This is a genomic window from Streptomyces sp. f51, assembly GCF_037940415.1.
Classification (GTDB): Bacteria; Actinomycetota; Actinomycetes; order Streptomycetales; family Streptomycetaceae; genus Streptomyces.
The window spans coordinates 458,668-481,184 of the sequence record NZ_CP149798.1 but is presented as its reverse complement, the minus strand read 5'-3'; the positions used below and the strand labels follow the sequence as shown (position 1 = coordinate 481,184).

Sequence of the window (22,517 nt, the reverse complement as noted above, 5' to 3'; positions counted from 1 at the left end):
CACCCGGCGTTGACACGCTTGCGGAGTGTTGGCCATGGCTTTCCCCGTCGATCTCCGCCGCTGCCAGGCCCTGGGCCTCGCCGGAACCGCCGTCCTCGCGCTGGGCGGCGAGACCGCGGGGGCCCTGCCCGCGCGCGACCTCCTCGCCCCCGGGTCGGGGCGGGCCGTACTGGGCCTGGTCGGGGTCTACTTCGGCGTCGTCCTGCTGATAGCCGCCTGGGCCCTGCTGGGCAGCGTCGTCCGCGGACCCGAACCGCCGACTCCCCGTTCCCTGCTGCTCGTTCTGGCCACCTGGGCCGCGCCGCTGCTGCTCGCGCCGCCCCTCTTCAGCCGGGACGTCTACAGCTACCTCGCCCAGGGCGCCATGGTCGACGCCCACATCGACGTCTACGCGTACGGCCCCGCCCGGCTCGGCGGACCGCTCGCCGACGAGGTGGCTCCCGTGTGGCAGACGACGACCACGCCCTACGGCCCCGTCTTCCTCGCCGTCGCCCGCGGTCTGTCGGCGCTGACCCGCGGGGAGATACCGGCCGGCCTCTTCGGCATGCGCCTGGTCGCCCTGCTCGGTGTCGCCCTGATGGCGGCGGCCCTGCCCCGCCTCGCCCGGCACAGCGGCGCCGATCCGGCCGCCGCGCTGTGGCTGGGGGCGCTCAACCCCCTGGTCCTGCTGCACCTGGTGGCCGGCGCGCACAACGACGCCATCATGCTCGGGCTGCTCGGCGTCGGTCTGGTGGCCGCGCGCGGCCGATGGCCGGTCGCGGGAGTCGTCCTGGTCACCCTCGCGGCCCTCGTCAAGGCGCCCGCGGCGCTCGGCCTGGTGGCGGTGATCGCGCTGCGCGGTCGCGGCCGGGGACGCCGGGGCATCGCGCGGATCACCGTGACCACCCTCGTGGTCGCGGCCGCGACCACGGTCGCCGCGACGGCCGTGGCCGGTACGGGCTATGGCTGGATAGCCGCCCTGAAGACCCCCGTCTCGCCGCACAACTGGTCACCCACCAGCCTCCTCGGGCGGGTCACCGGCGCCCTTCTCGAAAAGCTCGGCAGCGGACTCGCACCGCTCGCGATGCCCGTATGGCACGCCGTCGGGCTCGTGACGACCGTGGCGCTGCTGCTGTTCATATGGCTGCGGCTGCGCCCGCACCCGGTCTACGCGCTGGGCCTGAGCCTGGCGGCGGTGGCGGTGTTCGGCCCGGCCGTGCGGCCGTGGTACGCGCTGTGGGGACTGTTCCTCATCGCGGCGGCGGCGCCCACCGGTTCGGTGCGCGGCCGGGTCGCGGCCGCCAGCGGGGTGCTCGCGCTCGCGGTGCTGCCGAGCGGGTCGCCGGCGGACGCCGGACAGGTGATCCTCGCCGTCTCCGGGGGCCTGCTCGCCCTGGTCGTGCTCTGGCAGGCCCACCAGGCGGCACAGCCGCAGGCACCGGCACTGGAACGGACGGCATGACGGCGGACGCGGAGCACGGGACGCACCCGGGCGGGACGAGGGGCACGGGAAGGCCGGTGGGCGGACCCGGACGACCGGCGCCGCGAGGAGAGCGAGTCGGGCGGCCCACGCGAGGGGCGCCGGATGGAGAGCGAGTCGGGCGGCCGGGGCGAGTGGCGCTGGACGGAGAGCGAGTCGGGCGGTCGGGGCGAGTGGCGCGGCGAAGCCGGGCGGGGCGACGGGGACGGGGACGATGAGCGCGAGAAGCACCACGACAGGGCCGACGGGAGCGAAGGCGCCCACCGGCGGGCGGGGCCCCGGCGGCATGGCGGCACTGTTGGGCACCGACCTCAGGCGACTCCTGCTCGTCCTCGGACTGGCCGTCGTCATCGGCGTGTTCACGGCCACCGTGCCCCTGCTGCGCGACTGGTTCGACCTGCGCGTCTATTACGGGGCGGTCGACAACTGGGTCCACCACGGCGGCAGCATCTACGACTACCGGGTGCCGGGAACCGGGTACGGCTTCACCTACCCGCCGTTCGCGGCGCTCGGCATGCTGCCGCTGGCCCTGGTCGGGCTGCACACGGCGATCGCGCTCGCGCTGGTCCTCAACCTCGCCGCCCTGACCCTGGTCGTCGGCATCCTGGTCGGACCCGAACTGCGCCGCCTCGGCTGGTTCGGCTGCGCTCTGACGGCCTGTCTGCTGGCACTGCTCGAACCGGTCCGCGACACCTTCAGCTTCGGCCAGGTCAACCTGGTGCTGCTCGCCCTCGTACTGAGCGACGCGTGGCTGCTGACGCGCCGAAAGGGCCGCTGGGCGGGCGCCGGGATCGGTCTCGCCGCGGCGATCAAGCTCACCCCCGCGCTGTTCATCGCGCTGCTGCTGCTCGGCCGCCGCTGGCGGGCCGCCGGTGTCGCCACGTCGGTCGCCGTGGCGGCCACCGCGCTGGCGGCCTGGGTGGTGCCGGACGCCTCGCGCTTCTACTGGACCGACGCGCTGTGGGACACGACCCGCATCGGCCGCCTCGACTATGTCTCCAACCAGTCGCTCCAGGGTGTACTGGCACGGCTCGTGGCACCGGAGGAACCGAGCAGGGCGCTGTGGGCGACGCTCGCCCTGCTGGTTCTGTGCGTCTGGGCGTGGCGGACCTCGCGGGCCCTCGCCGACGAGGACTGGACCGCCGCTTTCGCCCTGACCGGGCTGACCGCCTGCCTCGTCAGCCCGATCACCTGGGTGCACCACCTCGTCTGGCTGCTGCCGTCCTTCGCCGTGCTGCTGCGGCGGCGCCGGGCGCGGATCGCGGCGGCCCTGTACGCGGTGCTGTGCAGCAGCGTCGTGTGGCTGTGGTTCGACGACGCGTCGGGCCTCGGCGGCTTCCTCGGCAGCAACACCTATACGTGGATCACGCTCGGGCTGTTGCTGTGGCTCCCGGCCGGTCAGCCGCGCCCGGCCCGGCCCGCCCTGATCCGCAGGGCGAGGGCGACGCAGGCGGCGCCCAGCACGGCGGCACCGGCGATCTCGGCGGCGCCCGACCAGCCGAGCCCCGAGTCCCCGGGCGACGCGGCGGCCACCGGGCCCGGGCTGTTCACCGGCCGGTCGCCCGAGACGGGCCGGGCGGCGCGGCCGGGATGCGCGGCGGGCCCGGGGTGTGAGGCGGATCCGGCGACGGAGGGGCCCGCGGCGGAAGGTCCGGCCGCCGGGACGGAGCGCGTGTCGAGCAGGGTCCCCACGGGATCGACCCGTCCGGACGCGGCGAAGCCCCAGTCGAGCAGCGAGCGCGCCTCCTCGTACACGGTGAGTCCGCCGCCCGCCTGAGGGTTCATCAGCGTCACGACGAGCGTGCGGGTGCCGTGCTTGGCGGCGGCGACCAGGGTGTTGCCCGCGTTCGTGGTGTAGCCGTTCTTGACCCCGATCACACCGGGATACCGCTCCACCCCGTTCGCGCCGGTGAGGAGCCGGTTGGTGTTCTGGATGCCGAACGTGGAGCCGGCCTCGCCGGGGAACATCGCCTCGACGGTGGAGCAGTACCGCGCGAAGTCGGGGTTGCGCAGCCCGGCCCGTCCGAACACCGCCAGGTCGTACGCCGAGGAGACCTGCCCGGGTGTGTCGTAGCCGTCGGGCGAGACGACGTGGGTGTCGTTCGCGCCGAGGGAGCGGGCCTTGGCCTGCATCTGGGCGGCGGTGCTCGTCCAGCCGCCGTTCATCGAGGCGAGCACGTGCACGGCGTCGTTGCCGGAGTTCAGGAAGACGCCGCGCCACAGGTCCGCCACGCGGTAGGTGACCCCCTCGGCCACGCCGACCATGCTGCTGCCGGCGCCGATGCCCTCCAGCTCCCGCTCCCTGACGGTGTGCAGGGTGCTGCCCGGCAGCTTCGGCAGGACGGTGAGGGCGAAGAGGGTCTTGAGGGTGCTCGCGGGCGGGAGTCTGCGATGGGCGTTGTGCGCGGCGAGGACGTCACCGGTGGCGGCGTCGGCGACGACCCAGGACAGGGCGGAGACGTCGGGGACCTCGGGCGCTCCGGGCCGGGGTCGTACCTGGGTGCCCGGCTGGTTCAGCGACGAAGGCGGTGGCGCCGCGGGCCGCGGTGCTCCGGGGAGCGCGTCGGTGAGTGCGGTGGCCGGGCTCTGCGCCGCGGCCAGCAGCCCGGCCGCGCAGACGGCGGAGCAGGTCAGGGCGGCACGCGTGACCGCGGAGCGCGAAGCAGCGGTCCGGAATGAGAATCCGATCGTCATACCGCAAACGTAGGAACGGTCGCGCGACACGCCGGGGTGGCCGGGCCGAGCGGCGCCGTCGAGCACCCGGATGCCGCAGGCGCGGGTCGTCAGGACGGCAGCGTGGGCTGGATCCGGCGCAGGAAGGCGGCGTTGTCGGGGGTGGCGCGCAGCCGCTCCAGGAGCGTCTCCAGGCCGGACTCCGCGTCGCGTGTCAGCAGGGCGCGACGCAGTCCTCGCAGCGCTGCCGACTCGGCCGCCGGCACGAGGAGTTCCTCGCGGCGGGTGCCGGAGGGGGTGATGTCGACCGCGGGGAAGACGCGCCGGGCGGCCAGGGTCCGGTCCAGCCGCAGTTCCATGTTGCCCGTGCCCTTGAGCTCCTCGAAGAAGAAGTCGTCGGCGCGGGAACCGGTGTCCACCAGGGCGGTGGCGAGGATGGTGAGCGAGCCGCCCTCCTCGGCGAGACGCGCCGCGCCGAAGAGCCGCTTGGGCCCCTGGAGGGCGCCGGCGTCGACACCGCCGCTGAGGGTGCGTCCGCCCGCGGCGGCCGCGTTGTTGTGCGCCCGGCACAGCCGGGTGAGCGAGTCGAGCAGGATCACGACGTCCTCGCCCGCCTCGACGAGCCGCTTGGCCCGCTCGACGACGAGCTCGGCGAGCGCGATGTGCTGCCTGGGCGACTGGTCGAAGGTGGAGGCGTAGACCTCGCCGCGTACGGAGCGCCGCATGTCGGTCACCTCCTCGGGGCGTTCGTCGAGCAGCAGCACCATCAGACGGCATTCGGGGTGGTTGCCGGCCACGGCGGCGGCGATCTGCTGGATCAGCACCGTCTTGCCGGTCTTGGGCGGGGCGACGATCAGACCGCGCTGGCCCTTGCCGACCGGCGAGACCAGGTCCACGACGCGTCCGGTCAGCGCGCTCGCCGGGTGCTCCAGCCGGAGCCGGTCACGCGGGTGCAGCGGGGTGAGGTCCTTGAAGTGCGGGCGGCGGCGCGGCTCTTCGGACGTGCGGCCGTTGATCCGCTCGACCTCGGTGAGGATCCGGGGCCCGCCGCGCACACCCTCCACGGTGTCGCCCCTGCGCAGGCCGTGACGGCGGATCAGCGCGGGGGAGACCTGGAGGTCGTCGGGCGAGGGCAGGAGGCTCGCGGAGCGCAGGTGCCCCTTCCCGTTGCCGTCGATGTCGAGGACACCGACGGCCGTCCGGGTCCGGGGCCGCTCCTGTACGGGGTGTTCGAGTGTGGTGGTCATGGGGTGTCCTCTCGGGGACGGGATCGCATGGTCATGCGTGAGGAAGGGGGATGGCCGCGAAGGGAGGGCGCGGGGCGCGCCTCGGTGCGGCGGGAGCATCACCTAGGACGTGACGGGGGGATTCCCCGGGCGTACCGCGGAGGTGGTGCGGAGAAGCTGTTGCGCGAACCGGAATCGACCGCGTGACAGCGGGAGAAGGGAACTTGCACCGGCGCCTGAACAGAGAGGCGTACACGAGTGCTGTTCGCAGAGTACCACCGATCGGCCCGGACCGAGTGTCGTCCGGGTCACACGCTCAGGCGCGGCTCACGGCCTCCGGGGGGGCCTGGACGCCGAGCACGCGGTCGCGCAGGACCGGGAGTTCGGCGCGCGTCAGGGCGACCCGCGCCATGTCGAGGTCCACCGTCAGGATCTCCTCCGCGGTGCCGGCCTCGCCCAGGACGGTTCCCCAGGGGTCGGCGACGACGCTGTGTCCACCCTGCCGCATACCGCCGTGGGTGCCCGTCGCACAGCAGGCCAGGAGGAAGACCTGCTCCTCCAGGGCCCTGGTGCGGGTCAGGAGCCGCCAGTGGGCGAGCCGGGACGCCGGCCACGCCGCGGGCACCACGATCAGCTCCGCGCCCGCGTCGAGCAGTCCCCGGAAGAGCTCGGGGAAGCGCAGGTCGTAGCAGATGGCGAGGCCGACGACACCGAAGTCGGTGGGCACGGTCACGACGGCGTCGCCCCCGCCCATCAGGGTCGCCTCCCCGGTGTCGAAGCCGTACCGGTGGATCTTGCGGTAGAGCCCCCGCAGCTCGCCGGACCGGTCGAAGAGCAGCGCCGTGTTGTACAGCGTCCCGTCCTCGTCCCGCTCGACGACGGATCCGGCGTGCAGCCACACCCCGGCCTCCCGGGCCGCCGCGGACATGGCCCGCGCGGTGGGGCCGTCGATCCCTTCGGCGTCGTGCCCCCAGCGGTCGTACGCCCACGCCCCGGCCGCCCACAGCTCGGGCAGGACCACCAGGTCGTCGCCCGCCCAACCGCGTACCAGCGAGGCCGCACGGCGGCGCCGCTCGTCCGCGGTGTCCGAGGAGTCCACGGACAACTGGATCAGCGAGGCACGCATGGCCGTCACCTCCGGGACCGCGGCGCGCGCGGTCCAAGGAAACCCGTCCCTACGAGCGTAAGGAGGCATCGGCGCTTCCCGCCTCCCGTGGGCCGTCCGAAGGGCTTGACCGAGGTGCTGCGCCCGCTGCCGCGAGCGGGCACAATCGATCTTCGTACGGCGCCCGTCGGTGTCGTACGACCCTCAACTCGCCCCGGCCGCAAGGAGAACACGGTGGACACCTCGCCCGTCACGCCGCACCGCCTGGACCCCGCGGGCGGATGTCCGCACGCCGTCAACGAGCGGCTGCTCGCACGGGGCGCCGTCACCTCGGTGGTGCTGCCCGGCGAGGTGGAGGGCGCGGTGGTGCTGGGGCACGAGGCACTGAAGGAATTCCTCGCGCACCCCGATGTAGCCAAGGGGGCCCGGCACTTCACGGCCCTGAACGAGGGCCGTGTGGCCGAGGGATGGCCGCTCATGACCTTCGCCACCGTGCAGGGCATGACGACCGCCGACGGCGACGACCACCGGCGCCTGCGCTCCCTGGTCAGCAAGGCGTTCACGGTCCGACGGGTCGAGCGACTGCGGCCCAGGATCGAGGACTTGACCTCGACGCTGCTCGACGGACTGAACGCGGCGGCGCGGGAGGGCGGGGGAGTGGCCGACCTGCGCGAACACTTCGCGCTCCCGCTGCCGATGGGCGTCATCGGCGAACTCCTGGGCGTCGACGCGCAGTACCGCGACCGGCTCCACCGTCTGACGAACCAGGTCGTCTCCACCGACATCGGCCCCGAGCAGGCCGTCGCCGCGAACCGCGAACTGATGGCCGTGCTCGGCGCCGTCGCGGCCGCCCGTACGGAGACCCCGGGCGACGACCTCACCAGCGCGCTGATCGCCGCCCACGACGAGGACGGCGACCGGCTCAGCCGGCAGGAACTCATGGGCACCCTGGTGCTCATGATCATCGCCGGGCACGAGACCACCCTGAACCTGATCACCAACGCCGTACGGGCTCTGTGCGCCCACCGGGACCAGCTCGCCTCGGTCCTCGACGGCGAGGCGGACTGGGCGGACGTCGTCGAGGAGACCCTGCGCTGGGACGCCCCCGTCAGCTACTTCCCGTTCCGCTACCCGGTGCGCGACCTCACCGTCGACGGGACCGTCATCCCGCAGGGCACGCCGGTGCTCGCCGGCTACTCGGCCGCCGGCCGCGACCGGGCCGCGCACGGACCGGACGCCGACCGCTTCGACGTCACCCGCCCCCGGCGGCCCGGCGCCGCCCGCCACATCTCCCTCGGACACGGCGCCCACTACTGCCTCGGCGCGCCCCTCGCCCGGATGGAGGCCACCATCGCCCTGGAACGGCTCTTCACCCGCTTCCCCGACCTCGACCTCGCGGTGTCCGAGGCGGAGCTCACCCAGCAGGCCAGCTTCGTCGGCAACAGCGTCCGCACCCTCCCCGTACGCCCCGGGACCGCCCGCCCCTGACCGGGCCGACCGCCCGCCCCGGCGGGCACGCGAAAAAAATATCCGGGGCCTGTCGATTCGCCGGGGCGCCGTTCGTCGGTGCGGTGTAGGAAGCTCATGAGCACCGGGAGGAACCATGAAGTACATGCTGCTGGTCTGTGGCGACGACACCGCCGACGCCTCCGGGATGGCACCCGTCGAACCGTGGGTCGAGGAACTGGGCGCCGAGCGGGGCGTCCGGCTGCACGGCCACCGGCTGCGGCTGCCCGCCGAGGCGGTCACCGTCCGGGTCCGCGACGGCGAGGTGCTGCGCACCGACGGGCCGTTCGCCGAGACGAAGGAGTACGTCGCCGGCTTCGACATCCTCGAATGCGCCTCCATGGAGGAGGCGATCGAGGCCGCCGCGAAGCACCCGGTCGCCACCATCGGCGCGATGGAGGTGCGCGCCTTCTGGGAGGACGAGGACGCCGAAGGGCGGATCCGCCATCTCGACGCCGAGCTCACCGAGGCGCTCCGCGAACGTGACCTCGACCGTGCGATGGCCTGCTACGCCCCCGACGTCGAGGTCTTCCACCCCGTGAGCGGTCTGGAGCAGAGCGGCGCCGACGCCCTGCGCAAGGCGCAGGAACAGTGGTTCTCCGCGCTCGCGGGTCCCGTCGACCGCGAGGTCCTCGACTTCCGGCTGCGCGTCGACGAGAGCATCGCGTTCAGCCACGCCGTGGTCCGTCTGCGCGCCCCGCTCGCCGACGGCACGACGCTGGACTCCACGACCCGCGTCACCACCGGCTACCGCGCGGCCGGCGACCGCTGGCTGATCGCACACCAGCACATGTCGGTGCCCTCGGACGCCGGTCGCCCGCCGGCCGGGGAGCCGCGGTCGTGAAGTACGCCCTGTTCATCTGCACTCCGGCCGGCGGCGAGGAGCTCGCCCCCGAGGACATCGCCGACGACCCCCGGTTCGCCTCGTACGTCAAGGAGGTCCGCGAGCGCGGCGTCGTCACGGGCGGCGCCCGGCTGCGGCCCGCCACCGACGCCACCACCGTGCGGGTCCAGGGCGACGAAGTCCTGCTCACGGACGGGCCGTTCGTGGAATCGAAGGAGTACGTCGCGGGCATCGACATCATCGAGGTCGCCGACCTCGACGAGGCCATCGCGCTCGCGTCCCGGCATCCCGCCGCGCTGGCGGGCGGTTCGGTGGAGGTGCGGCCGGTCTGGGAGTGAACGACGGCGTCGAGGAGGCGGTCGCGGCCGCGTTCCGTGAGGAGTGGGGCCAGGTCGTCGCCACCCTGATCCGCATGACCGGCGACTGGGACCTCGCCGAGGAGTGCGCGCAGGACGCCTTCGCCCAGGCGCTCGACCGGTGGCGGCGCGACGGAGTTCCGCGCCGCCCCGGCGCCTGGCTGACCACGACCGCGCGCCATCGGGCCCTGGACGTGCTGCGCCGCGAGGCGGCCGGTGCGCGCAAACTGCGGGAGGTGGCGGTGTCGGCGCGCGACGAAGGTCTGTACGAACCGTACGACTCGTACCATCCGTACGAAACGGATCCCGGTGACGGCAGCGGCGTCGGCGACGACCGACTGCGCCTGATCTTCACCTGCTGCCACCCGGCGCTGGCCATCGAGGCCCGGGTGGCCCTCACCCTGCGCACCCTGGCGGGGCTCACCACGCCCGAGATCGCGCGCGCCTTCCTCGTCCCCGAGGCGACGATGGCGCAGCGGCTCGTGCGCGCCAAGCGGAAGATCCGCAACGCGGGCATCCCCTACCGCGTACCGCCCGCGCACCTCCTGCCCGAACGCACCACCGGTGTCCTCGGCGTGCTCTATCTGCTCTTCAACGAGGGGTACGCCGCCACGGCGGGCGCCGATCTCACGCGCACGAACCTCTCCGCCGAGGCGATCCGGCTCGCCCGCGTCCTGGCCCGGCTGATGCCCCACGAGCCCGAAGTCCTCGGCCTGCTGGCGCTGTTGCTGCTCCACGACGCCCGGAGCGGCACACGCGTCGACGCCGCGGGCGACCTGGTCACCCTGGAGGACCAGGACCGGGCCGCCTGGGACACCTCCGGGGCGGACGAGGGCGCCGCACTGCTGGAGACCGCGCTGCGCCGCGGACGCCCGGGCCCGTACCAGATCCAGGCCGCCATCGCCGCGTGCCACACCACCGCCGCCACGGCCGGGGAGACCGACTGGGCCGACATCGCCGCCCTCTACGGCGAGCTCCGGCGCTTCGTGCCCTCCGCCGTCGTCCGGCTCAACCAGGCCGTCGCCGTGGGTATGTCCGAAGGCACCGACGCCGGACTCGCCCTGGTCGCCGAACTGGAGGAACAGGGCGAGCTGGACACGTACCACCTGCTGCCGGCCACCCGCGCGGACCTGCTGCGCCGCGCCGGACGCACGGACGAGGCCGCCGAGGCGTACGGACGGGCGCTCGAACTGGTGGAGAACGCGGCCGAACGGCGATTCCTGGAGAAGCGGCTCGCGGAGTGTCGATCGGCGTAGGAGCCCTTCGTCGGTGGGGTGAGACCGCCTCCCGGCCTGCGAGCCGGGAGGCGGCGACACCGCCGTCCGCCGCCCCAGGAGGCTCCCTGCCATGACCGCCAAGGCCCGCACGATCCGCCCGGTGGGATCATTCCGGTCGCTGTTCACCCGGCGCGCACGGCCGGAGCGGGACGCCCCCGCTTCGGCCGTGCCGGCGCGGGAAGCCGTCCCGAACACCCCGGACGTCTGGCTCGCCGCGCTACGTCTGTGGGGCTGAACCGGCCCGTGCGTCGGTGAGTTCGAAGACGCCGTAGCCGAAACCCCGGGCGCTCACCGTGCCACCGTCGATCGTGACGCCGTCCGACTCCAGGGAACGGACCGTGGTGGCCGGGGCGACGGCACACCTCATGGGCTCGCGGCACGGGTTGACCACGACGAGATACCGGCCACCGCGCACGTACACGAACGGGTAGCCGGCGTGCACCACCTCGACCGACGCGTCCGGCCCCAGCTCCGCCGCGCCCGTGCGCAACGCGATCAGACGGCGTACGAGACGCAGGAGCGAGGTGTCGTCTGCCCGTTGGGCGGCGACGGTCGGGCGGTCGGGCGCGGGGTCGAGCGGGAGGTACAGGCGGTCCGCCGGGGCCGAGGAGAAACCGGCGTTGGGGCCGTCGTCCCACTGCATCGGCGTACGGGAGCCGGCGCGGTTGTAGCGCGGGCCGAGCACGCTGCCCTCCTTCTCCGGCAGTCCCGGCACGAAGCGCATGCCGATCTCGTCGCCGTAGTAGATCGCCGGAAGGGTCGGCCAGGTCAGCTGGAAGACGAAGGCGGCGGGCAGCTGATCGGCCGTGCGGGGGCCGCAGTTGAGCCGGGAGAAGTCGTGGTTGGCGGTCGGGAGCGCGATGAAGCCGCTCGGGCCGAGCGCGGTGGTGGCGGCGCGCCAGGCCGCCACGAACGGTTCCGGTGAGCCCCGGCCCTCGGCGTCGAAGAAGCAGTCGAGCGGGTCCCAGGCCTCGTTGACCGTGCCCTCGCCGTTGCTCCACAGCGAGCGCAGGGCGAGCCCGTCGGTGGGGCCGCCGAACTGGAGGAAGAAGTCCGCGTGGAACCCGGCCGGGACGGACACCTCGGGTTCGCCCCACTCCGAGAGCAGCACGGCCTCCGGGTGCGCACCGTCCAGCCAGTGCCTCAACTCGGTCCAGATCGCCGCTGTTTCCCTCTTGCCCGGGTCGTCCTTCACCAGGGAGGCGGCCATGTCCACACGGAAGCCCGCCAGTCCGAGACCCAGCCAGTGGTCCATGACCGTGCGCAGCGCGGCACGGTTGGCACGCGGACCCGGCGCGTCGACCGGCAGACGCCAGGGCTCGTCCTGACGGGCGCTCCCGTAGCCGAAGTTGAGGGCGGGCTGGAACGCGAAGAAGTTCGGCAGGTACGCCCCCGGACGTGTTCCGGGGGAGGGGACGAAGCCGTCCGGGACGTGCCCCTCGGGAGCCCAGATGTACCGGTCGTCGTCCGGATCCTCCACCGCGGCCCGGAACCAGGGGTGTTGGTCGGAGGTGTGGCCCGCGACGAGGTCGAGGAGCACGCGGATGCCCCGGCGGCGGGCCTCCACGACGAGCCGGGCGAGGTCGTCGGAGGAGCCGTAGCGGGGTGCGAGGCGCAGATAGTCGGCGACGTCGTATCCGGCGTCGCCGAACGGGGACACGAAGCACGGGTTGAGCCAGACGGTGTTGACGCCCAGCCACGCGAGGTGGTCCAGACGCTCGGTGATGCCGGCGAAGTCGCCGATGCCGTCGCCGTTCGAGTCGGCGAACGACTGCGGGTAGATCTGGTAGAAGACGGCGTCGGCCAGCCAGGAGGGGGCGGGGCGGAACGAGGTCATGCCCGCGACGATAGATCAGCGCACCACGCGACCGCTGCCCCACAGGCCGCTGTTCGGGCCCCGTTCGACCTGTCCCGGGCGCATCCCCCCGATCGGGGGCCGAGCCCCTAAGCTCGGCGGGATGTTCACCCCGCAAGGTCCCACCCTCCGCGAACTGGCCGTGCAGGCCCTCTCGTCGATCGAACACGGTTACGACCTGCTCGCGCCCAAGTTCGACCACACGCCGTTCCGGACCCCGGACGCCATCCTCGAAGCCGTGGGCAAGGCTCTCGCGCCGATGGGGCCCTTCGACGCGGGGCTCGACCTCTGCTGCGGCACCGGGGCGGGCATGGAGGTCCTGCGGGGCCTGTGCCGCGAGAGCGTCACCGGCGTCGACATCAGCACGGGCATGCTGGCGGTGGGGCGCTCACGACTCGGGGAGCCGGCGTCCCCGGCGGGCGCGGGCGGGGCGCCGACGGTCGCCTTCGTCCGGGCGGACGCCCGCGCCCTGCCCTTCGGGCCGGAGTTCGATCTCGTCGTGAGCTTCGGCGCCTTCGGGCACTTCCTGCCGCGGGAGCTGCCCGGCCTGTTCTCCGGAGTCCACGCCGTGCTGCGCCCCGGCGGACGCTTCGCCTTCCCCGTCACGGCCCCGCCACGGGCCGGCTCGCCCTGGTACTGGGCCCTGCTCGGCTTCGACACGGTGATGCGCGTGCGCAACGCCGTCCGGCGCCCGACCTTCGTCATGTACTACCGCACGTTCCGGCTGGGCGACGTACGGCGGGAGCTGGCGCGGGCCGGATTCCGGACGGAGCTTCATCCGCTGAACGAGTTCGGCCGCCGACGGGACGGCAGCCCGCGGGCACGGATGATCGTGGCCGTACGGGAGGACGCCCCGGCCGTCATCTGACGGCGGGCCCTGCCCTCACCTGGCCGCGGGCAGCGTGAACTCGTAGACGAGGGCGTTCTGCCGGGCGTCCACCGTCAGGTCGGTGATCTCCAGCGGGCGGTCGTACTGGTCGTGGACGCGCCGGGTGACCCGTACCGACTGCGGGAGTCTGGTGATCGCGTCCCGGTGGTGCAGGGTCAGACCCGCCTTGCGCATCCAGTCGTAGGCGCGGGACAACTGTGCCGAGGAGTGGTTGTTCGCACGGTCGCGGTAGCGGGCGAGCTCCTCCACCTCGGTCACGGCGATGGCGGAGAACGATGTCACGGCCGTACGCAGTCCACTGCCGTCGGCCGCGGCGGACTCGTAGCGATGGACCAGCGTCGCCCGCAGCGGGGCGAGTCCGAGCGCCTTCGCGTGTTCGGGCGAGGGCGTCTCCCAGGTGACCGTGGCCCGGCGGCACCCGTCGGGCTCGCCCGTGTGCGCGCCGACGGGGAAGTCGAGGGACGGGACGTGCTCGGCGCCGGTGCCGGACAGCGTCGCGTGACTGCCGCGCCGGTCCGTGGAGACCTGGCCGTCGCGCCGCAGCATGGTGAGCGCCTGCCGCACGGTCTCGCGGCTGACGCCGAACCGGGCGGCCAACTCGCGTTCCCCGGGCAGGCGTTCGCCGGGAGGTATGGATCCGGTGCGCAGCTCGCCGACCAGTTGTGCGGCGATCCGCGCGTAGAGCGGTTCGTGTTCGGACGGATGGGTGGTGCGGGCCATGACCGCGCCTCCTGGTGGTGACAAAACGTAGCCGTGTGAGCTCGGTGTGCCACCACATCTAGCATTGGTCTAAACCACTGGGGAAGGGCGTCCGGCGACTTCGGCCGATTCCGGTTCGCGTTCCCGGTCGGGGCGCACCGCCCTCCGGGCGCCTCGGCCCGAGTGGCGCCGTGCGCCAGATCCCTTGGGCCCACTGTGATGCGCGTCCCGGGCGCCTCGCCGCCGACGTCGGCGAGACGCCGCCCGGGGGCTCCCAGGGCCGCGGGAACCGCCGGAACCGCCGTGTCCGAAAGTGCCCGCCAGTGATCCTTCGGCCGACCCGGCCCCTCTCGCAGGGGGCGTCGCGGCCCGCGCCCCAACAGGCCCACGCCGGGAGGGCGTTGTCAGGGGTCGGCCGTAGGCTCGCGCGTCAGGGTTCGGTGGATGGAGGCGACGTGAGTTTTGACCTTGCGGTGTGGTTCGAGTCCGGGCGCGTCCCGGTCGCCGACGCGACGCGCACGTACGAGCGGCTGTGTGACGGCGACCCGACCGGTGCCGGAGTCGTGGCGAACGAGGCCGTGGCCGCCTTTCGCCGGGAGCTGACCGACCGGTTCCCCGTGCTTTCGGCGACGGATGGCGACGACGCGCGGGCGGAGGCGTCACCCTGGGCCGCCGGCCTCGGCGTCTCCGCCGCGTATGTGATCATGCCGATGTCCTGGAGCCGGGCCGACGGCACGGCACCCGAGGTGGTGGCCCTCGCCGGCCGGCACGGTCTGGTCTGCTTCGACCCGCAGGCCCAGGTGCTGCACCGGCCGCCCGCGCAGCGCGGGGCCGACGGGCTGAGCCTTCGGCCGTGCGTCGGGCTGACGGTGGAGGACGCGGACCCCGAGGTGATCGACCGTGCCGTGCACCGGCTGTCCGCGGAGAACTGGTTCCTGATCCTGGAGCGGCGCAGCGGTCACTTCCTCCAGGTCGGCCACGGCCCCAACGCGGGCCTCACCACGGACGGCTTCGCCGTCGAACACCGGGAAGGCTCGATGGAACACCACTACCGCTGTGTGCTGAGCGGGCGGGACGAGGTGGCCGCGCTGTTCGCCGACTACGCGGCGGGAGCGAGCAACTGGAGCGTCGAGGCGGAGTGGTCCGGCCTTTTCTGACGCGACCGTGTCCTTGCGGGAGCAGGCCGATACAGGCCGCGCGAGAATCGCGCGACCTGTATCGATAATCAGGAGGGAATTCGATTCATCACCGTGTGGAATTCAGGTCACGCGGGAATGAATGCGTGTCCGGGAAGGGTCGCGCGGCGGCATGAAAAGGTCGAGCGTCGGTACGACCGGTTCCGGTGAGTTTCCTGATCGTGCACTAGAGGATTTCGATGTCCTTGACCAGCGGAGGACGGCTCGGGAAAGTGATGTCGGTCCACCGGTTGATGCGCACCGAGTCGCCGTTCGCGTCGTAGTAGATGAGATCGTTGTTGCCCGTCGAAATGCGGTCGACCCACCATGAGCCGAAGTTGGTCCGGCCCTTGTTGGCGTAGCAGTCCACACTGGACCTCCCGTCCAGGTGCGACCAGATCTTCAGGTAGTCGGCCCCGCCACGGCACTCTATGTGGTCGATCGCGAACGCGTTGCCGGTGGGCATGGCCATCGTGACGCCCACGGTGGCGACTGCCGCCACCGTCACGGAGCGGGCCAGCCTCATCGTCCTTGAGATCACAACTTCTCCTTCATTCAACATGTGAACGGGGAGAGCACGACACGGCGGGAAGCATGAAAGGTTTGCCAAAAGGGCGTCTTCCTGCTTTCGTGCGACCCTTCCGTCGCCTTGTCTCTCGGGCTTTCCCCTTGAAGATCCTGCAAGGCGGCTGCATGCGGCAAGGATCTATGGCTCCGTGGACTGGAATGTGCCCCTGAATGTCCAGATCGGGACCGGTTGGAGCGGGGTTGAAGCCCGATTTCGGCCGCCGGTAAGTCCTTTTGGCCAGGCGGAAGAAAAGTGTCTCTGGTCGACGGGAATGCGGATTGCCGACGTCCCTTTTCCTGTCGCCCTCGGAGGTACTTCCCAGGAGAAGAGGCGTATCGGGTACTAGGGCGTCCGCCACGGAAGAGCGGGCACGGACCCTTGGGTGCTGTGCCAGTAGTCCCGGGTCTCCACCGCGAGTCCCGCGGCGTCGAAACGGACGAGGACACAGCCCGCGAGCGTCGTGGGGCGGCCTTCCTCCAGCGCGAGGACGCGGAACTCGGCGACCGCCCGCCCGTCCCGCCCGACCGACGGGTCCGAGAAGCGGACGTCGGTCGTGTGCTCGGACTCGAAGGACCAGCGGAGGTACGCGGCGAGCTCGTCCCTGCCGTGGTGGGGCTCCCGGAACGGCATGGACCGGTGGACGCAGTCGTCCGCGTACAGCTCCAGGATCGCCTCGACGTCGTGGGCCGCCCAGGCCCGCTCCCACACCCGGACGAAGCGCCGGGCCGCGGTGGTCGTGTCCATCGCCGGCCTCAGACGCGCCCGGGCAGCCAGCGCAGCTGCGCCGCCTGCTGGTAAGGGCCGCCGCCCTCATGGTCGTTGAAGTCGTACACCTCGATCTCCTTGTCCCCGTTCCCCCAGGCGTTGAAGGCCGCGAAGACCGTCGACGGCGGGCAGGTCTGGTCCTCGAGTGCCGCCGAGAACAGGGCGGGTGCCCGTCCGCGCGCGGCGAAGTGCACTCCGTCGAAGTAGGAGAGGGTGCGCTGCACCTGTGCCGTGCGGCCACGGTGCGTCTTGAGGTAGTTGCCGATCTCCCGGTAGGGGGCGCGGTCCGTGAGGGTCGTGGCGCGCGGGAAGTCGCACAGGAACGGGACGTCGGGGGCGACCGCCACCAGGTCGGGCACCAGACCGCCGACCGCGATGGTGATACCGCCGCCCTGGCTCCCGCCGAGCGCCGCGACGCGCGCCGCGTCGACCAGGGGGTGCGAGCGGGCCGCCTCCACGGCGCGCACCGCGTCCGTGAACAGCCGCCGGTAGTAGTAGGTTTCGGGGTCCTCGATCCCCCGCGTCATGTACCCGGGGAAGGCGGGCGCGCTGCCCACGGGGTCCGGGGTCTCGCCGCCGCCCCACACGCTGGCCTGACCGCGCGTGTCCATCACGAAGTGCGCGAAGCCGGCCGACGCCCACAGCAGATGCGTGTGCGGGAGCCCGCGTCCGCCGCCGTACCCGATGAACTCGACGACCGTGGGCAGCGGGGAGTCGGCCCACGCCGGCACGGTCAGCCAGCCCTTGATCGGATGTCCGCCGAAGCCGGCGAACGTGACGTCGTGGACCGTGACCGTCTTCAGCGGGATCCCGACCGGCTCGAAGCGGGCGGCGAGGTCGTGTTCCCGGGCTTCCTTGAGTGTCCTGGCCCAGAAGGAGTCGAAGTCCTCGGGCTCGGTGGACGCGCTGCGACAGGAGCGGAGTTCGTCGAGCGGGAGGTCGAACAGGGCCATCAGGGACCACCTTTCGGCACGCGAACGCGGATGATCACACCGTACGTCCGCCCTCGTGGCCCCGCCACGGCCATGCGGGCAGCGACGCGTCCCGGCCGTCGGGAGGCGTTCCGATTCTCAGGCCGTCCGGGGGGTTCCGTTTCTCGGGCCGTGTGGAGGTATCCGGCTTGTCAGGCCGTCCGCCGGGTCCAGTCGGGTTCCGTCCGCGCCCAGTCGCTCGCCCACTGGTCCAGTCGGCGACGCACCAGGCTCCGGCTCACGCAGACATGCGCGACCGAGACGGCGAAGATGGCGCCCGCGCCGGTGAAGACGCCGATGGCCAGGGCCTGTTGCAGGATCATCGCGGAACTCGGCGCGGCAGGCACGATCACCCCTCGCCCGTCGGTCCACACGTCGACGCGTGTACCGCGCCGCAGACCCGCGGGCACATGCACGAGAGCGGTCCGCGCGGTCCCGTCGGACCCCGTCCAGCGAACAGGCGTGGAGAGCGGGCGCATTCCGTGGCCCGAGGCCGAGGGCACCACCCTGGGCGAGTCCTTCACCAGCACGGCACGGACGTGGTGCTCGGTGGCGCGGGTCGCCTCGGCGTGCGCCCGCGCGTGCTCGTACGTCCAGCGCGCGACCCCCGCTCCCACGAGCGGCGCGCCGACCAGCAGCAGCACCCCGACGGCCACGGCCCACCACGCCTCGACGACGTCGGAGCGCCGCCGTAACGGATTCCGACGCCAACGCCAGCCCCGCACCCGGCTTCGCATGCCCCTCCTCACGCCACCCGCCGCGCCGACCCCCGTCCGCGACACCCGGGCGCACACCGAATGCCCCGCCCACGACCGGATACACCGGCGGGCCCGGATCGAAACCCGTGGGCCGTTCACAGGGCGATTGAGGCGGGGCCGATCGTCGCGCGGCGCCCACTGCTCGGCGAATTCCTCGCGTACCGAGAGAACAGAGAGTGAAGGAGGACTGAGCCGCCGCTCCGTCCCGAGTACGTGGACAGGCCCAGGAACCTGGGCAGTTGCGGCCCCGTCCGCCGCGATCGCGCAGACGCGGGCGAACCCGCCGCCACTGCCGGCCGGCGTCCGCCCCGTGGATAGGATCCACCGCATGCCCTGGATACGCCGCCGCGCCCGCGAAGCCCAGCCGTCCGAAGAACGCCTGCCCGACCTGGAGTTCCTCGCCCTCGTGAAGGCGAGCCTGGAGGAGTACGCGCCCGGTGTCACCCAGGGCGCCGAAGTCAAGGGCAATTCGCTGAGCAGCCCGAGTGGATGGGCGGTGGGCGTCGCGCCGCCGTACCACGGGGGCGGCCGCCACTACGACCTCGTGGCCCTGCCCGACGTGAGCCTCCAGCCGGATGTCCCGTGCTTCACGGACTGTGTCGTGGCGATGTCCGGCGATCCCCGCAGGGCGGCCGACCTCTGGGTGCAGACGGCGGGCGCCTGCATGCTCGAACTCCTCGACCCACGTTCACGCTTCGCGGACCACCTGGGACCCGACCACGGGCGCGGAGTCGCAGGCTGGCACTCGATCGTCTCCGGAGCGGTCGCCTTCGGTCTCGACGGCGACGAGAACCGGCGCTTGCAGGCCGCCCTGCTCGACGCGAACGTGCTGCACCGCGTCGCGCACACCTTCACCGCGGACCTGGAATCACCGCACTTCAACGGGGTCAAGGTCTTCTACGGCGGCCGGCCCGGCGCGATGCAGAGCGAGATCCGGGTCAACGGCGAGCGCCACGAAACCGCCTCGGCGGCCATGGCTGCGCTGAACCTCCCCGAACCGAAGGTGTTCACAGCCGTTCGCCACTACGCGCTGCTCTCGCCCCTCGCAACGTAGGCTCCGAGCCCCCTCGGCACGGCCGGGGCACGATCGAGGTCTAGGCTCGACTCAGCAGGGCGACGGCCGCGATGCTTCCGATCAGGCCCGCAAGGGCGAGCACGGCGGCCATCACGCGCAGAGAGCCGAAGCTCTGCGCACGGGCCTGTCGTACGGGATGTCCCTGGAGTCCGGACGCGATCACCGCGCGAAACCGGGCGGACCCCTTCTTCGAGGCCAACGCCGCCCCCATGACCAGCGCGCCCACTCCCCAGATCAACAGGAACACCTGGCCGCCGTGGGAGGCTCGCGCGCTGAGCTGCAACATGACGCGCATCCTTTCGGGATGCTCCGAGCGCGTCAACCGGTGCCGCCTGCGACAATGCCGCGGCAGTGATGTTCGTCGTGAGGGAGGGGGCGGCGTGATTCTTCGTGGGGTGCTCGCACTGATCGCGGGCTGCGCGTTCACCGTGGTGGCTTGCGGATACCGCGGCGTGGACGTCTGGGTGTGGGACTGGGCGGACGTGACGTTCTCGTCGCGCTACAGGACGCGCTGGGGCACACCCTGGACGAGCCTCGGACGCATGAGGCTCCAGTTCGGATTCCTGGGAGCCGGGTTGCTGATGGCGGGGCTGGTGGCGGTCACCCGCTGACGACGCCCTGGCGAGAACTCCGCGCGTCGGCCTGAGCATCAGGCTTGATGCCACCCCGCGCGCGTCTCTTCCTGGCTGGTCGGAGCCCCGCCGCTCACGGCGCCCCGACCCGACACCACACACCAGACCTCAACCGGACGCCAGACCTCAGCCGAACCGTTCGATCCGGATTCGGTCCACCGGCTGGCCCGCTGTCACCAGCAGGCGTGAAGCGTGTTCCGCGAAGGCGTTGGAACCGCAGATGTAGGCCTCCCAGCCACCGGGAGGTGCTTCGGCCATGAGGGGTTCCACATGTGCGGCGGTCATACGGCCCACGGGCACACCGTCCGGGGCCGCGCGCGTGAACACGGTGGTGGTTTCGGCACCGTACTCCCGGGCGTATATCAGCTCCTCGGGACTCCGCGCCGACACCAGAAGCCGCAGCGGGACGTCCAGGGACCGCGCGCGGTGGTGGCGCAGCATCGACATCAGCGGCACGACACCGGAACCGGCGCCGACCAGCAGCGCCGCCCGGTCCCCCGGCCAGGCGAAGAAGCCGCTCAGCGGACCGCGGACCTCGACGGAGTCGCCGGGCCGGGCCACGGTGTGGAACCAGCCGGAGACCTCACCGCCGTCGACATGGTCCAGGGTCAGCTCGATGTGGCCGCTGTCGTCGGGGGAGGACGCGATGGAGTAGTGGCGCTGCGCCACATATCCGTCCCCGGCGGTGAGCCGCAGCATCAGATGCTGGCCGGGCAGATGCCCCGCCCACGCGGGCACGGCGAACCGGAAGGTCGCCGCGTTCGGGGTCTCGCGACGGATCTCGGTGAGCGTGGCCGTCTGCCAGGTGGTGGCCGTCTGCGTGTCCACCGCGATGCGTCCGGGCACCGCGAACCGAGACGGGGGTACGAAGGTCGTGGTCTCAGTCACCGGAGTAACGCTGCTCTTCCCAGGGGTTGCCGCGGGCGTGGTAGCCGTTCCGCTCCCAGAATCCCGGCTCGTCGTGGTCGAGGACGCGGATGCCCGCGATCCACTTGGTGCTCTTCCAGAAGTACAGATGCGGCACGATCAGCCGCGCCGGGCCGCCGTGCTCGGCCGGCAACGGCAGGCCGTCGTAGTCCCACACGATCCAGGCGCGACCACCCGTGAGGTCGGCCAGCGGGAGGTTCGCGCTGTACCCCGTGTGCGCGTACGCGACCGCGTGGGTGGCGCTCGGGTCCGGCCGTACGGCGTCCAGGAAGGTGTCCAGGGACACGCCCCCGAACCGCACCCCGAACTTCGACCAGCTCGTCACACAGTGGATGTCGCCCTCGTACGCCGAGGCGGGCAGCGCGTGCGCCTGCTCCCAGTCCCAGGTCCGCGGCTCGGCGACCAGGCCGTCGATCCGCAGGTTCCAGTCGGCGGGCGTCAGGTCCGGGGTCACCTCGGCGGACAGGACGGGCCAGTCGTCGCCGGCGTCGTACTGGCCCGGCGGCAGTCCTGCGTTGTGGACCCGCGGGCGGCCGGTGAAGCCTCGCGTGACGTTCATACGGGTGGTGCCTCCAGGACCGAGAGAGCCGGCGGTCCGCGGACGGGGCGTGGTCGCCGGGGACGGCGGCCCGCGGATCGAGGGTGACCGGCGCGCGCAGGGATCGGGGTCCCGGGCACGTACCGCTCATTGACCATTCAACGGTACGCGCCCGCGGATCGTGCTCCGTGCCGGTGCCCGCAAGGGTGCCCGTGCCCGTGCGGTGCCGAGCGGCCGCGGCCCCGTGCGGGCCGGCGATCATTGCGTACGCGTGAACTCTCCCGTCGTACGGGAATAGCCGCGCCCCGATCGTCCTTGCCCTTGGAGTCGACTCCGGTGGCCTGTACACGCACAACCGGTGAGCGGTGCCACGCGCACGGCGACACGACGACGAAGCGACACGGCGGCGACACACCGACTCAGCCAAGGAGAGTGAGGGAGCAGATGACCGAGGCGTACGTCTCCACACGGTTCGAGGGCCCGGAGACGCAGGGGACCCCCTCCGGCCGTCACCCTCTCGACAACCCGGCCCTCGGCTCCCTCACCGGGCCCCACGCGCACTTCGCCGAACGCCGGGGGCGCGTGCTGCGCTACCCCCTGGACGTGTCCCCCTGGCTGGCGCTGCCCGACGATCCCGGCGCCGAGGACTGGGCGGACCTGGCCGAACTGGTGGGCCCCGGGGGAGCGGCCCCGCTGGCCGGTTTCGACGGGCGGACCCCGGACGGCTGGGAGGTCGTCTTCAGCCTCGACGGAGTCCAGCTCGTGGACGACGGACTGGCCGCGGCGCCCGACGCCGAGGCGGTACGGCTCGGCCCCGCCGACGTGCCGGACATGCTGGACCTGGTGGAACGCACCCAGCCTGGCCCCTTCGAGCCGCGGACCGTCGAGCTCGGCACGTATCTCGGGATCCGCCGGAACGGCGCCCTGGTCGCGATGGCCGGCGAGCGGCTCCACCCGCCGGGCTGGACCGAGATCAGCGCGGTCTGCACGGACCCGGGCCACCGCGGCGAGGGCCTGGCCACACGGCTGATCCTGGCCGTCGCCCACGGCATCCGTGAACGCGGCGAGACCCCGTTCCTGCACACGGCGGCGAGCAACACGGGCGCCATCCGCCTCTACGAGTCGCTGGGATTCCGCCTGCGCCGCAAGGTCCGCTTCATGGCGGCCAGGGTGCCGGAATAGCCGCCGCCGGGAAGCGCACCGCTGACGTCGGGGGACG

At 72.6% G+C, this 22,517-nt stretch carries 23 protein-coding genes and 1 pseudogene; 12 read left to right on the top strand and 12 right to left on the bottom strand.

Features of this window, described 5'->3' with window-relative positions; all coding sequences use genetic code 11:
* The first annotated feature begins 34 nt into the window (after positions 1 to 34).
* A complete protein-coding gene (gene mptB / locus WJM95_RS02135) occupies positions 35 to 1,441 on the top strand; it encodes a polyprenol phosphomannose-dependent alpha 1,6 mannosyltransferase MptB (protein ID WP_339127725.1) in 1,407 nt (468 codons plus the stop codon).
* 304 nt (positions 1,442 to 1,745) lie between these two features.
* Positions 1,746 to 3,236, top strand: a complete 1,491-nt coding sequence (locus tag WJM95_RS02130) for a glycosyltransferase 87 family protein (RefSeq protein ID WP_339135308.1) — start codon at positions 1,746 to 1,748, stop codon at positions 3,234 to 3,236.
* Positions 3,237 to 3,250: 14 nt separating this feature from the next.
* Here WJM95_RS02130 and WJM95_RS02125 read toward each other — a convergent pair.
* The 3 genes and pseudogenes from WJM95_RS02125 to WJM95_RS02115 form a co-directional block, all read right to left on the bottom strand.
* A pseudogene (locus WJM95_RS02125) lies at positions 3,251 to 4,153 on the bottom strand (serine hydrolase); the annotation flags it as partial.
* A gap of 89 nt (positions 4,154 to 4,242) precedes the next feature.
* Complete coding sequence (gene rho, locus WJM95_RS02120; protein WP_339127724.1) at positions 4,243 to 5,379, bottom strand: transcription termination factor Rho; 1,137 nt, start codon at positions 5,377 to 5,379, stop codon at positions 4,243 to 4,245.
* Between the two features lie 295 nt (positions 5,380 to 5,674).
* A complete protein-coding gene (locus WJM95_RS02115; RefSeq protein WP_339127723.1) occupies positions 5,675 to 6,484 on the bottom strand; it encodes a carbon-nitrogen family hydrolase in 810 nt (269 codons plus the stop codon).
* 213 nt (positions 6,485 to 6,697) lie between these two features.
* Here WJM95_RS02115 and WJM95_RS02110 point away from each other — a divergent pair, with 213 nt between their 5' ends.
* The 5 genes from WJM95_RS02110 (at position 6,698) to WJM95_RS02090 (ending at position 10,681) form a co-directional block, all read left to right on the top strand.
* A complete protein-coding gene (locus WJM95_RS02110) occupies positions 6,698 to 7,951 on the top strand; it encodes a cytochrome P450 (RefSeq protein ID WP_339127722.1) in 1,254 nt (417 codons plus the stop codon).
* A gap of 115 nt (positions 7,952 to 8,066) precedes the next feature.
* On the top strand, positions 8,067 to 8,813 hold the full coding sequence (locus WJM95_RS02105; RefSeq protein ID WP_339127721.1) for an SgcJ/EcaC family oxidoreductase: 747 nt from the start codon (positions 8,067 to 8,069) through the stop codon (positions 8,811 to 8,813).
* A complete protein-coding gene (locus tag WJM95_RS02100) occupies positions 8,810 to 9,151 on the top strand; it encodes a YciI family protein (protein WP_339127720.1) in 342 nt (113 codons plus the stop codon). Before WJM95_RS02105 ends, WJM95_RS02100 begins: the two co-directional genes overlap by 4 nt.
* Complete coding sequence (locus tag WJM95_RS02095) at positions 9,142 to 10,425, top strand: RNA polymerase sigma factor (protein WP_339135306.1); 1,284 nt, start codon at positions 9,142 to 9,144, stop codon at positions 10,423 to 10,425. The genes WJM95_RS02100 and WJM95_RS02095 overlap by 10 nt, the downstream gene beginning before the upstream one ends.
* A 91-nt stretch (positions 10,426 to 10,516) precedes the next feature.
* Positions 10,517 to 10,681: a hypothetical protein gene (locus WJM95_RS02090; RefSeq protein ID WP_339127719.1), complete on the top strand. Its 165-nt coding sequence runs from the start codon at positions 10,517 to 10,519 to the stop codon at positions 10,679 to 10,681.
* Here the strand turns inward: WJM95_RS02090 and WJM95_RS02085 are convergent.
* On the bottom strand, positions 10,664 to 12,283 hold the full coding sequence (locus tag WJM95_RS02085; RefSeq protein ID WP_339127718.1) for an alpha-amylase family glycosyl hydrolase: 1,620 nt from the start codon (positions 12,281 to 12,283) through the stop codon (positions 10,664 to 10,666). The genes WJM95_RS02090 and WJM95_RS02085 overlap by 18 nt on opposite strands.
* Before the next feature lie 121 nt (positions 12,284 to 12,404).
* Between WJM95_RS02085 and WJM95_RS02080 the strand changes: the two genes are divergently transcribed.
* Positions 12,405 to 13,169 (top strand): class I SAM-dependent methyltransferase, encoded by a 765-nt coding sequence (locus WJM95_RS02080; protein WP_339127717.1) that lies wholly within the window; start codon positions 12,405 to 12,407, stop codon positions 13,167 to 13,169.
* A gap of 15 nt (positions 13,170 to 13,184) precedes the next feature.
* Here WJM95_RS02080 and WJM95_RS02075 read toward each other — a convergent pair whose 3' ends face one another.
* Positions 13,185 to 13,910 (bottom strand): GntR family transcriptional regulator, encoded by a 726-nt coding sequence (locus WJM95_RS02075; protein ID WP_339127716.1) that lies wholly within the window; start codon positions 13,908 to 13,910, stop codon positions 13,185 to 13,187.
* Positions 13,911 to 14,344: 434 nt separating this feature from the next.
* Between WJM95_RS02075 and WJM95_RS02070 the strand changes: the two genes are divergently transcribed.
* Complete coding sequence (locus WJM95_RS02070) at positions 14,345 to 15,046, top strand: hypothetical protein (protein ID WP_339127715.1); 702 nt, start codon at positions 14,345 to 14,347, stop codon at positions 15,044 to 15,046.
* Between the two features lie 205 nt (positions 15,047 to 15,251).
* Here the strand turns inward: WJM95_RS02070 and WJM95_RS02065 are convergent, their stop codons facing one another.
* From WJM95_RS02065 to WJM95_RS02050, 4 genes are all read right to left on the bottom strand, one after another.
* On the bottom strand, positions 15,252 to 15,590 hold the full coding sequence (locus WJM95_RS02065; protein WP_339135304.1) for a beta/gamma crystallin domain-containing protein: 339 nt from the start codon (positions 15,588 to 15,590) through the stop codon (positions 15,252 to 15,254).
* A 384-nt stretch (positions 15,591 to 15,974) separates the two neighbouring features.
* Positions 15,975 to 16,376 carry a nuclear transport factor 2 family protein gene (locus WJM95_RS02060; protein ID WP_339127714.1) on the bottom strand — a complete coding sequence of 134 codons (402 nt, stop codon included), beginning with the start codon at positions 16,374 to 16,376 and terminating at the stop codon, positions 15,975 to 15,977.
* A gap of 8 nt (positions 16,377 to 16,384) precedes the next feature.
* A complete protein-coding gene (locus WJM95_RS02055; RefSeq protein ID WP_339127713.1) occupies positions 16,385 to 17,350 on the bottom strand; it encodes an acetylxylan esterase in 966 nt (321 codons plus the stop codon).
* A gap of 170 nt (positions 17,351 to 17,520) precedes the next feature.
* Entirely contained in the window at positions 17,521 to 18,024 is a 504-nt protein-coding gene (locus WJM95_RS02050; protein ID WP_339127712.1) for a hypothetical protein, read from the bottom strand.
* A gap of 430 nt (positions 18,025 to 18,454) precedes the next feature.
* Between WJM95_RS02050 and WJM95_RS02045 the strand changes: the two genes are divergently transcribed.
* The gene (locus WJM95_RS02045; protein ID WP_339127711.1) at positions 18,455 to 19,180 is read left to right on the top strand and encodes a DUF6348 family protein; all 726 of its coding nucleotides are present in this window, start codon (positions 18,455 to 18,457) and stop codon (positions 19,178 to 19,180) included.
* A gap of 40 nt (positions 19,181 to 19,220) precedes the next feature.
* Here WJM95_RS02045 and WJM95_RS02040 read toward each other — a convergent pair whose 3' ends face one another.
* Positions 19,221 to 19,487, bottom strand: a complete 267-nt coding sequence (locus tag WJM95_RS02040; protein WP_339127710.1) for a hypothetical protein — start codon at positions 19,485 to 19,487, stop codon at positions 19,221 to 19,223.
* A gap of 94 nt (positions 19,488 to 19,581) precedes the next feature.
* Here WJM95_RS02040 and WJM95_RS02035 point away from each other — a divergent pair, with 94 nt between their 5' ends.
* Entirely contained in the window at positions 19,582 to 19,812 is a 231-nt protein-coding gene (locus WJM95_RS02035) for a hypothetical protein (protein ID WP_339127709.1), read from the top strand.
* A gap of 147 nt (positions 19,813 to 19,959) precedes the next feature.
* On the opposite strand, the gene WJM95_RS02030 is transcribed toward WJM95_RS02035, so the two are convergent.
* Both WJM95_RS02030 and WJM95_RS02025 read right to left on the bottom strand, forming a co-directional pair.
* On the bottom strand, positions 19,960 to 20,721 hold the full coding sequence (locus tag WJM95_RS02030) for a ferredoxin reductase (protein ID WP_339127708.1): 762 nt from the start codon (positions 20,719 to 20,721) through the stop codon (positions 19,960 to 19,962).
* Positions 20,714 to 21,319 carry a sulfite oxidase-like oxidoreductase gene (locus tag WJM95_RS02025; RefSeq protein WP_339127707.1) on the bottom strand — a complete coding sequence of 202 codons (606 nt, stop codon included), beginning with the start codon at positions 21,317 to 21,319 and terminating at the stop codon, positions 20,714 to 20,716. Before WJM95_RS02025 ends, WJM95_RS02030 begins: the two co-directional genes overlap by 8 nt.
* Before the next feature lie 423 nt (positions 21,320 to 21,742).
* On the opposite strand from WJM95_RS02025, the gene WJM95_RS02020 reads away from it, so the two are divergent.
* Complete coding sequence (locus tag WJM95_RS02020) at positions 21,743 to 22,480, top strand: GNAT family N-acetyltransferase (protein WP_339127706.1); 738 nt, start codon at positions 21,743 to 21,745, stop codon at positions 22,478 to 22,480.
* The last annotated feature ends 37 nt before the right edge of the window (positions 22,481 to 22,517 follow it).

Excerpts from the sequence above, each read along its gene's own strand:
- mptB (WP_339127725.1), top strand. The coding sequence starts at position 35 with ATGGCTTTCCCCGTCGATCTCCGCCGCTGCCAGGCCCTGGGCCTCGCC.
- WJM95_RS02130 (WP_339135308.1), top strand. The coding sequence starts at position 1,746 with ATGGCGGCACTGTTGGGCACCGACCTCAGGCGACTCCTGCTCGTCCTC.
- rho (WP_339127724.1), bottom strand. The coding sequence starts at position 5,379 with ATGACCACCACACTCGAACACCCCGTACAGGAGCGGCCCCGGACCCGG.
- WJM95_RS02115 (WP_339127723.1), bottom strand. The coding sequence starts at position 6,484 with ATGCGTGCCTCGCTGATCCAGTTGTCCGTGGACTCCTCGGACACCGCG.
- WJM95_RS02105 (WP_339127721.1), top strand. The coding sequence starts at position 8,067 with ATGAAGTACATGCTGCTGGTCTGTGGCGACGACACCGCCGACGCCTCC.
- WJM95_RS02090 (WP_339127719.1), top strand. The coding sequence starts at position 10,517 with ATGACCGCCAAGGCCCGCACGATCCGCCCGGTGGGATCATTCCGGTCG.
- WJM95_RS02085 (WP_339127718.1), bottom strand. The coding sequence starts at position 12,283 with ATGACCTCGTTCCGCCCCGCCCCCTCCTGGCTGGCCGACGCCGTCTTC.
- WJM95_RS02080 (WP_339127717.1), top strand. The coding sequence starts at position 12,405 with ATGTTCACCCCGCAAGGTCCCACCCTCCGCGAACTGGCCGTGCAGGCC.
- WJM95_RS02075 (WP_339127716.1), bottom strand. The coding sequence starts at position 13,910 with ATGGCCCGCACCACCCATCCGTCCGAACACGAACCGCTCTACGCGCGG.
- WJM95_RS02065 (WP_339135304.1), bottom strand. The coding sequence starts at position 15,590 with ATGAGGCTGGCCCGCTCCGTGACGGTGGCGGCAGTCGCCACCGTGGGC.
- WJM95_RS02060 (WP_339127714.1), bottom strand. The coding sequence starts at position 16,376 with ATGGACACGACCACCGCGGCCCGGCGCTTCGTCCGGGTGTGGGAGCGG.
- WJM95_RS02055 (WP_339127713.1), bottom strand. The coding sequence starts at position 17,350 with ATGGCCCTGTTCGACCTCCCGCTCGACGAACTCCGCTCCTGTCGCAGC.
- WJM95_RS02045 (WP_339127711.1), top strand. The coding sequence starts at position 18,455 with ATGCCCTGGATACGCCGCCGCGCCCGCGAAGCCCAGCCGTCCGAAGAA.
- WJM95_RS02040 (WP_339127710.1), bottom strand. The coding sequence starts at position 19,487 with ATGTTGCAGCTCAGCGCGCGAGCCTCCCACGGCGGCCAGGTGTTCCTG.
- WJM95_RS02025 (WP_339127707.1), bottom strand. The coding sequence starts at position 21,319 with ATGAACGTCACGCGAGGCTTCACCGGCCGCCCGCGGGTCCACAACGCA.
- WJM95_RS02020 (WP_339127706.1), top strand. The coding sequence starts at position 21,743 with ATGACCGAGGCGTACGTCTCCACACGGTTCGAGGGCCCGGAGACGCAG.